The organism is Devosia insulae DS-56, assembly GCF_000970465.2.
GTDB classification, from domain to species: domain Bacteria; phylum Pseudomonadota; class Alphaproteobacteria; order Rhizobiales; family Devosiaceae; genus Devosia_A; species Devosia_A insulae.
In genome coordinates this window covers 1-7,390 of sequence record NZ_LAJE02000087.1, presented here as the reverse complement: position 1 = coordinate 7,390, position 7,390 = coordinate 1, and the positions used below count along the sequence as shown (strand labels likewise).

Genomic DNA, 7,390 nt, shown 5'->3' with positions numbered 1-7,390 from the left:
GAGCGTGAGATGTGTATAAGAGTCAGGCGCCCACCCCTCCCCTCAGGGGGAAGGGGAGCAGAGAGAACGAGGATAGTAATGGCTGACTACATCGAGAAATCCGGCCTGAAGGTCGATCGGCTGCTGGTGGATTTCGTCGAGCAGGAAGCCATTCCGGTCACTGCCGTGTCGGCCGAGCAGTTCTGGAGCGGGCTCGCCGGGCTGGTACGGGATTTCGCGCCGCGCAACCGCGAGTTGCTGGCGATCCGTGACCGGATCCAGACCCAGGTCGATGAGTGGCACAAGGCCAACGGGCCGGTCGGCGCCGATCCCGCGAAGTACCAGGCTTTCCTCAAGGAGATCGGCTATCTCGTTGCCGAGCCCGCCGACTTCACCATCGAGACCAGCGGGCTCGACCCGGAGATCACCTCGATCTGCGGGCCGCAGCTGGTGGTGCCGGTGTCGAACGCGCGCTATGCGCTGAACGCTGCGAACGCCCGCTGGGGCAGCCTCTACGACGCGCTCTACGGCACCGACGCGATTTCGCGCGAGGGCGAACTGGCGCCGGGCAAGGGGCTGAACCCGGCCCGCGCCGCCGCCGTTGTCGCCCGCGCGGCCGAGTTCCTCGATGCGTCGTTCCCGCTGGCCTCGGGCAGCCATCGCGACGTCACCGGCTATCATGTGGTCAAGGAGGGCGACCGGCGCGTGTTCGTTGCCGATACCGTTGCTGGCCGTGTGGGCCTAACGGACCCCGCGCAGTTCGTCGGCTATGGCGGCACGCAGGAACGCGGCGAGCTGGTGCTGCGCCATAACGGTCTGCACGTCGTCCTGATCATCGATCCCGCGAGCCCGATCGGGGCACTGCATCCGGCAGGCCTCAGCGACGTGATCATCGAGTCGGCGCTGACCACCATTCAGGACTGCGAGGATTCGGTCGCAGCGGTGGATGCCGAGGACAAGGTCGGGGTCTATCGCAACTGGCTCGGGCTGATGAACGGCACGCTGAGCGAGACGTTCGAAAAGGGCGGCAAGCCGCTGACCCGCAAGCTCAATGCCGATCGGCAGTACAAGGACATCTACGGCCAGCCCCTGACCCTGAAGGGCAGGGCGCTGCTGCTGGTGCGCAATGTTGGCCACCTGATGACCACCAAAGCCGTGCTCGACCCTCAGGGAAATCAGATCGGCGAAGGCCTGATGGATGCGGTGATTACCGCGCTCTGCGCACTCTCGGACAAGGTCAACTCGACCAACGGCGCCATCTATGTGGTGAAGCCCAAGATGCACGGGCCGGACGAGGTTGCTTTCGCCTGCGAGATTTTTGGTGCGGTGGAGAAGGTGCTGGGGCTGAAGCCCGAGACCATCAAGATCGGCATCATGGACGAGGAGCGCCGCACCTCGGCTAACCTCAAGGCCGCCATCTATGCCGCCCGCAAGCGGGTGTTCTTCATCAATACCGGCTTCCTCGATCGCACCGGCGACGAGATCCATACCTCGATGCTGGCCGGTCCGGTGCTGCGCAAGGACGACGTGAAGGCGGAAAAGTGGATCCAGTCCTATGAGGATCGCAACGTGCTGATCGGCCTTGAGGCGGGCTTCTCCGGCAAGGCGCAGATCGGCAAGGGGATGTGGGCGCGGCCGGACGACATGGCGGCAATGCTGGACGCCAAGGTTGGCCACCCCAAGGCCGGCGCCAACACCGCATGGGTGCCGTCGCCGACGGCCGCAACGCTGCACGCGCTGCACTACCACCAGATCGATGTGTTCGAGCAGCAGAAGCTGCGGCTATGGCAACTGCGCGATGCTCGGCAGAAGGGCAATAACCAGCCGATTCCTGGTCTCGAGGACCTGTTCTCGATGCCGGTGCTGGACGCCTCGACGCTCGATAGGGCAGCGGTGCTGCGCGAGCTCGACAACAACGCGCAGGGGATTCTGGGCTACGTGGTGCGCTGGGTCGACCAGGGCGTCGGCTGCTCCAAGGTACCCGACATCAACAATGTCGGGCTGATGGAGGACCGCGCCACCTGCCGCATCTCCTCGCAGGCGGTGGCCAACTGGCTGAAGCACGGGCTGGTCAGCGAGGCCGAGGTGAAGGCCTCGTTCGAGAAGATGGCCGCGGTGGTCGATGGCCAGAATGCCGGCGATCCGCTGTACCGGCCGATGGCGGGGAATTTCGGGACGTCGATCGCCTATCAGGCAGCGCTCGACCTGGCGCTCGAGGGCGCGGTGCAGCCGTCGGGGTATACCGAGCCGATCCTCCATGCGGCGCGGGAGCGGGTTAAGGCGGGGGTGTAACTCGATCGTCCAGCGGTCCGCTCTCTCGCTGGAAATTGGCTGATGGCCCACCGCAGCTTCATCAAACTCGGTGTCATCCCAGCGAAAGCTGGGACCCATTCATCCACTTGCGCTTGCTGTGAGTTGGGTCCCGGCTTTCGCTGGGATGACAGCCGGTGGGTGTTGGGAGTTTGGTGGTCGAGCCCTCGTCCCTTCTCCCCTCAGGGGAGAAGGTGGCGCGAAGCGCCGGTTGAGGGGTGAAGCGCCCCTTCTCCCCTCAGGGGAGAAGGTGGCGCGAAGCGCCGGTTGAGGGGTGAAGCGACGCCATACGCGCTCGCCGAGAAGCTGAACCCCTCACCCTAGTTCCGCTACGGACCTGACGGTCCTAGCTGCACTACCCTCTCCCCTCAGGGGCGAGGGGACGCAGACCGCCGACATCCAGTTCAGGCCCGATCCAGCTCCACCACCGGCAGATGTATGGCGCTCGGGTGCGCCGGATCGTGGAAGATTTCGATATCGGCTGAGGCGAGGTGCGAGGCCTCCCCCAGCGCCTCGTCGGTGCCGGTGTTCCTCGCGTAGCGGGGGTGGGCGCCGCTGGCGACGATGACGCGCAGCCGGTGGTTGCGGTTGAAGCGGTGAGCGGTGGCGTGCATGCGGAAGTTCAGCTTCCAGATATCGTCGGGCACCGCCGGGTCGGCCGAGGTCTTGCGGATGATGCCGTCGCAGACATTGATCGACAGGCCCTTCTCGTCGACATCGCAGAGCCGCACGAAGAAATCGGTGTTGGGCAGGGTCGAGCGGGCATGCAGCGCGATCCGCACCTGGCCGAGGATGGTGATGGGGTTGAACAACGGCTCGGAGGTGTAGACCAGCACATCGTCGCGCTTTTCGAGCGGCGCGTTGTCGACCGGCCCGGCGCCGTTGAAGGCAAACATGGCGCCGCCGACCGCCGGGGTCGGATGGGCGGGATCATAGGTGTAGGTATCGGGCGCTGAGGCGCGGACCGGGCGCTGCGACAGCACCTGCTCGGGGTGGATGTGCCAGATCTGGTTCTCGGCCTGCATCGGCGGGTAGCTTTCGAACTCGCGCCATTCGCCGAGCCCGCCAATGTAGAGCCGCACCGGCTTGGCCCTGAGGCTCGTGGCGTCGCCGAGCAGCTTGGCATTCATCCACTCGAGCGTCTGCTTGACGCTCTCCATCTGCAGGTCGGGGCTGACGTGGAACCACGGGCCGACCGTCAGTTGCGGGGTGTGGCCGGCATCGACCAGCGTCGCGTAATCGCGCAGCAGCTGGTCGAGCATGAAATCGTACCAGCCCGAAGTGAAGCTCACCGGCGGGGTGCGGGCGCCGATGCGGTGGGTGTGGTCGAGCGGCTGCCAGAAGGCATCGTTGCCGATTGCCTCGTCCATCCAGCGGCGCCAGAACGGCACCTCGCGGCCGGTGACACGTTTGTCGGCATCGCGCAACGGCAGCTTCATGGTGGCGCGGAGCGTCGTGCGTTCGATGCCGCCGGTGAACATCCGCTGCGCGGTGCGCATCGGGTTGCCGCGGAGGCCCTCGACCGTCTGGATCCAGCTCAGCCACAGGCCGACCGCCAGCCCGCCGCCGGGAAAGACGATGGAGCGGAACTCCGCGCTGGTCACCTTGATCGCCATGGCGGACTGTTTGGGCAGCGCGTCACAGATCGCCCATTGCGCATAGCCGAGATAGCTCGGGCCCGAGGTGCCGAGCCGGCCATCGAACCAGGGTTGCGCCTTGATCCAGTCGATGGTGGCGAGCCCGTCGTCGCGCTCGTGCCCGAACGGGTCGAACTCGCCTTCCGACTTGTCGGTGCCGCGGCAGGCCTGCAGCACGACGTGGAAGCCGCGCTCGGCATAGACTTCGCCAATCGTCGCAAAGCCTGAGAGCCCATAGGGCTCGCGCATCAGGATGGTGGGGTGCTTGCCGGGCAGCTTCGGGGCGAAATGCTCGGTCGCCAGTGCAACGCCGTCATACATCGGCACCCGGATATTGCGGGTGCGGACGATGCCGCATCTGCGCTTCGGCAGCTTATAGAGGTCGGCAAGGAACCGGCTGGCAAAGCTCATTTGACGAAGTCGAACTTGTCCACGTCGAACAGCCCCCGGTCGGTCATCTTCAGATGCGGGATCACCGGCAGGGCGAGGAAGGCCACCTGCAGGAATGGTTCGGGCAGGGTGCAGCCGAGGTCATAGGCCGCCTGCCGCAGGTGATGGAGCTTATCTGCGACGGTTTCAAAGCTGAGCAGACTCATCAGTCCGGCAATCGGCAGCGCCAGTTCGGCGGTAATCCGCCCGCCATCGGCGACGGCGAAACCGCCGCCCAGCTCGATCAGCCGGTTGACCGCCACGGCCATATCCTCGTCATCGGCGCCGACCACGGTGATGTTGTGGCTGTCGTGCCCGACCGAGGAGGCGATGGCGCCGCGTTTCAGACCAAACCCCTTGGTGAAGTTCAGCGCCACGTTGCCGTTGATGCCGTGCCGTTCGATCACGGCGATCTTGATCACGTCGTTCTCGAGGTCGGGCAGGGTGCCCTTGTCGGAGACTTCCAGCGTCGCCGACTCGCGATAGGTGAGGATCAGCCCCGGCCGCACCGCGATCACAGGGGTTTCGTTCTGCCGCGGGTTGGGCGGCACGATGAAGGTTGAGGGGCCGACCCGCTGCGCCTTCATCGAGGCGAGGCCGACCGGCGGCACCGGCTGGCGGGCCGCGAACAGCTCGGGCCGCACCAGCCGTCCGGCGGTGATCACCTCGGCGACCCGGCAGCCCTCGAGATCATCGAGCAGCGCGATATCGGCGCGATAGCCGGGGGCGACGAGGCCGCGGTCTTTCAGCCCGAAAATGCGAGCGGCGGAGTGCGAGGCGGCGCGATAGACGTGATGCAGCGGCCGGCCGCGACCGATCAGCCGGCGGATCGAGGAATCGAGATGGCCTTCCTCGAGCGTATCGAGCGGGTTGCGGTCATCGGTGCAGAGCGCGACATAGGCCGAGGTATTGGCATCGAGGATCTCGGCCAAGGCCTCGAGGTCCTTCGACACCGAACCCTCGCGGATCAGGATCGCCATGCCCTTCGAAAGCTTTTCGCGTGCCTCCACCGCGGTGGTCGACTCGTGGTCGGTGCGGATGCCGGCAGCGAGGTAGCCGTTGAGGGCGAGGTCGGTGACCAGCGGGGCGTGACCGTCGATATGCTCACCCTGGAATGCCACGAGCTTGGCGATGATCCCCGGATCGGCCGCGAGCACCCCCGGATAGTTCATCATCTCGGCGAGGCCGATGACCTGGCGGTGATGGCGGAATTTCTCGAGGTCGGCGATTTCGAGCCGGGCGCCGGAGGTTTCGTGCGGTGTTGCCGGCACGCAGGAGCTGAGGTTGACCCGGATATCCATCACAGTGCGCTCGGCGCACTCGAGGAAATAGCGGATGCCGTCGGCGCCCAGCACGTTGGCGATCTCGTGCGGATCGCAGATCACCGTGGTGACGCCATGCGGCAGGACGCAGCGATCAAACTCGAACGGCGTCACCAGCGAGGATTCGATGTGCAGGTGCGTATCGATGAAGCCGGGCACCGCGAAGCGGTTGTCGCCTTGGATCAGCGTCTTGCCGTTGTAGTAGCCATAGGTACCGACGATCCGGTCGGCGACGATGGCGATATCGGTGTGGGTGACGGAGCCGGAGATCACGTCGAGCAGCCGGACGTTCTTGATCACCACATCGGCCGGAACCTCGCCGGCGCCCGCCTTGATCATGCGGGTGAGGAGCTCGGGGGAAATCGTCATGACGTGGCCGTGATCTGCATGTCCCAACGTCTTCGTTCGGCTCGTCACGGTCAAGTGGGGACGGAACTGCGGTGCTCCAGACGCGTTGGTTTTCACATTCATCTGCAAGCGAGTAGCACCATGCGAACCTATGATGCCGAGAAGTCGACGAACGAAGTTCGCCAGGGCAGCGGGCGGCTGATGAACTTCCGGGTGCTGATCTGGTCGGTGCTCGGCATCGTCCTCGCCTTCGGGCTGATCTACCTGGTGTTCTACGCCATGGCCCCGCCGCCCAACACGACGACGGGCGTGTAAGCCAGACGTGGCGAGACTGAAGCGGGTCAGCCGCGATGAGCTGACGATCCGCCGCCGCCGGCACGGTCGCAGCTTCGGCTATGTCGACGAGGACGGCGAGCTGATCCGCGACGCCGAGATTCGCGAACGCGCCCGTGGGCTCGGGATTCCACCGGCCTGGACCGAGGTGCGGATCGCCGCCAACCCGCGGGCCCATATCCAGGCGTGCGGCACCGATGCGGCGGGGCGGCTGCAATATATCTATCACCCGGATTGGGAGGCCCGGCGGGTCCGGCACAAGCAATTGCAGCTGGGCCTCCTCACCGCCGCATTGCCGCGTATCCGGCGACGGGTGCGCGACGACCTCGAGGCCGAGGCGGGCAGCAAGCAGCTGGCGCTGGTGCTTGGCGTGGCGCTGATCGACCGCACCGCCATGCGGGTTGGTCGCGAACGCTATCTCGACGCCCATGGCACGCGCGGCGCCGGCACGCTCTATAGTCGCGACGTGGTGGTCGAGGGCGACGAGGTGCAGGTCCGGTTCCCGGCCAAGAGCGGCAAAAAAGCGAGCTACGGCTTCGCCGATGCGCGGCTCGCGGCGGCGATCGAGAAGGTGAAGTCGATCCCCGGCCGCCGGCTGCTGATGTATCGCGACGAGGACGGCAGGTCGAAGCCGCTGCGCACCGACGACCTCAACCGCTACCTGCGCGAGGTGGCGGGTGTGGCAGTGACGGCCAAGGACTTTCGCACCCTCCATGCCAGCGCTATGGCGGCGGAGGCACTGGCCAAGCTCGAGCCCGGTGAATCGGTGACGGCGCGCAAGCGCCAGATGGCCGGGGTGACCAAGCAAGTTGCGGCGTTCCTGCAGAACACGCCGGCGATCAGCCGGGCCAGCTATGTAGCGCCGTGCCTTTATGCGCTGTTCGACAAGGGGCGGCTGGCGGCGCTCTGGGCCGCAGGCGGCGACGGCGCCAACGGCGTGCGGCAGCGTGAGGTGCGGCTGGCGTCGGTGCTGGAGGCAGCGGGGTAAGGGCACTTTATTCAGTGCGAGCAGCTCCCCTCCCCCTTGAGGGG

At 66.1% G+C, this 7,390-nt stretch carries 5 protein-coding genes; 3 read left to right on the top strand and 2 right to left on the bottom strand.

Annotation, left to right across the window (positions count from 1 at the left end; translation table 11 throughout):
* The first annotated feature begins 78 nt into the window (after positions 1 to 78).
* Positions 79 to 2,271, top strand: a complete 2,193-nt coding sequence (locus tag VW23_RS06045) for a malate synthase G (RefSeq protein WP_069908688.1) — start codon at positions 79 to 81, stop codon at positions 2,269 to 2,271.
* Positions 2,272 to 2,693: 422 nt separating this feature from the next.
* On the opposite strand, the gene VW23_RS06040 is transcribed toward VW23_RS06045, so the two are convergent.
* Both VW23_RS06040 and ade read right to left on the bottom strand, forming a co-directional pair.
* The gene (locus VW23_RS06040; protein WP_069908687.1) at positions 2,694 to 4,337 is read right to left on the bottom strand and encodes a CocE/NonD family hydrolase; all 1,644 of its coding nucleotides are present in this window, start codon (positions 4,335 to 4,337) and stop codon (positions 2,694 to 2,696) included.
* Positions 4,334 to 6,046: an adenine deaminase gene (ade, locus tag VW23_RS06035; RefSeq protein ID WP_069908686.1), complete on the bottom strand. Its 1,713-nt coding sequence runs from the start codon at positions 6,044 to 6,046 to the stop codon at positions 4,334 to 4,336. Before ade ends, VW23_RS06040 begins: the two co-directional genes overlap by 4 nt.
* 120 nt (positions 6,047 to 6,166) lie before the next feature.
* Between ade and VW23_RS28890 the strand changes: the two genes are divergently transcribed.
* Both VW23_RS28890 and VW23_RS06030 read left to right on the top strand, forming a co-directional pair.
* Positions 6,167 to 6,340 carry a hypothetical protein gene (locus VW23_RS28890; RefSeq protein ID WP_176730342.1) on the top strand — a complete coding sequence of 58 codons (174 nt, stop codon included), beginning with the start codon at positions 6,167 to 6,169 and terminating at the stop codon, positions 6,338 to 6,340.
* Positions 6,341 to 6,347: 7 nt separating this feature from the next.
* Positions 6,348 to 7,346, top strand: a complete 999-nt coding sequence (locus tag VW23_RS06030) for a DNA topoisomerase IB (protein WP_069908685.1) — start codon at positions 6,348 to 6,350, stop codon at positions 7,344 to 7,346.
* Positions 7,347 to 7,390 lie beyond the last annotated feature (44 nt).

Bases quoted from the DNA above. Each gene is read 5' to 3' on its own strand.
- VW23_RS28890 (WP_176730342.1), top strand. From the start codon at position 6,167: ATGCGAACCTATGATGCCGAGAAGTCGACGAACGAAGTTCGCCAGGGC.
- VW23_RS06045 (WP_069908688.1), top strand. From the start codon at position 79: ATGGCTGACTACATCGAGAAATCCGGCCTGAAGGTCGATCGGCTGCTG.
- VW23_RS06040 (WP_069908687.1), bottom strand. From the start codon at position 4,337: ATGAGCTTTGCCAGCCGGTTCCTTGCCGACCTCTATAAGCTGCCGAAG.
- ade (WP_069908686.1), bottom strand. From the start codon at position 6,046: ATGACGATTTCCCCCGAGCTCCTCACCCGCATGATCAAGGCGGGCGCC.